General features: G+C 42.1%; 1 protein-coding gene. It reads right to left on the reverse strand.

Annotated features, from left to right (window positions below; all coding sequences use genetic code 11):
• A partial coding sequence (locus tag JCM15907_RS12510) for a hypothetical protein (RefSeq protein ID WP_025843636.1) occupies positions 1 to 1,353 on the reverse strand: 1,353 nt, incomplete at both ends.

Consider the following 1,353-nt stretch of genomic DNA (forward strand, 5'->3'; position numbering starts at 1 on the left):
GTCAACTGATTGTAAGAGCAATACAGATCCTTCAACGCTGTATTCTTGGTTACGTCCAAATGTGTCAATTGATTGTAAGAGCAATTCAGATACGACAACGCTGTATTCTTGGTTACGTCCAACTTGGTCAACTGATTGTTATAGCAATCCAGCCACGTCAACGCTGTATTCTTGGTTACGTCCAACTGTGTCAACTGATTGTTATAGCAATACAGCTGAGTTACATCGCCTTTGAGTGTAATGCGCCCATCAGTAGCTGTTAACTCGTACTTGTATCCTCCCTTATGTGTTGCGCCTTGCACTGTAAAGGAGCCTTTACTCTCAATCCGGAGAGTGAGCACCTCGCCGACCTTCTTGCTGGTCGTCATGGTAATAAATCCACTCTCTCCCTCATAGGGTATGCCTCGCCAATTTTCCTCTCCATTAGCATCTTTTCCATTATTGTAGTCTCTAACTTTCCAGCCTTTGCTCTTAGCCTTTGCTGCAGAGGATTGGGTTAGGTAATTCCCTTCGTTGGGATCCTTGGTATCAACGGCAACGAAGAAGCCCAGTTTTTCTTCCTCCTCAGGGATAGAAATACTCGGCAACTGCTCTACGAGACTATTCATGGATGCGCGTTTAATTCTATTTCCAGATACCCATAAAATTACTAAGTCCTTATTTTGACTTACATCTAACTGGGTTAACTGATTAGAAGAGCAGGTCAGAGCATACAATGCTGTATTCTTCGTTACGTCCAATTGCGTCAACTGATTGTTATCGCAAAAAAGATACTTCAATATTGTATTCTTCGTTACATCCAATTGAGTCAACTTATTAGAAGTGCAGGTCAGAGCATACAATGCTGTATTCTTCGTTACATCCAACTGTGTCAACTGATTGTTATCGCAAAAAAGATACTGCAATATTGTATTCTTCGTTACATCCAATTGAGTCAACTGATTAGAAGAGCAGGTCAGAGCATACAATGCTGTATTCTTCGTTACGTCCAATTGCGTCAACTTATTTTTATGGAAAACTAGCTCCTCCAACTTTGTATTCTTGGTTACGTCCAACTGTGTCAACTGATTGTTAGAGCAATTCAGCCACTCCAACTTTGTATTCTTGGTTACGTCCAACTGTATCAACTGATTGTTAGAGCAATCCAGCCTCTTCAACGCTGTTTTTTGGGTTACGTCCAACTTTGTCAACGGATTGTTAGAGCAAACCAGCTCCTGCAACGCTGTATTCTTGGTTATGTCCAAATGTGTCAACTGATTGTTACGGCAATCCAGCCTCTCCAACGCTGTATTCTTCGTTACGTCCAACTGACTCAACTCATTACTACCGCACCCCAGCCCCTTCAACGCTGTA

It is taken from the genome of Porphyromonas gingivicanis JCM 15907 (assembly GCF_000614585.1).
GTDB classification, from domain to species: domain Bacteria; phylum Bacteroidota; class Bacteroidia; order Bacteroidales; family Porphyromonadaceae; genus Porphyromonas; species Porphyromonas gingivicanis.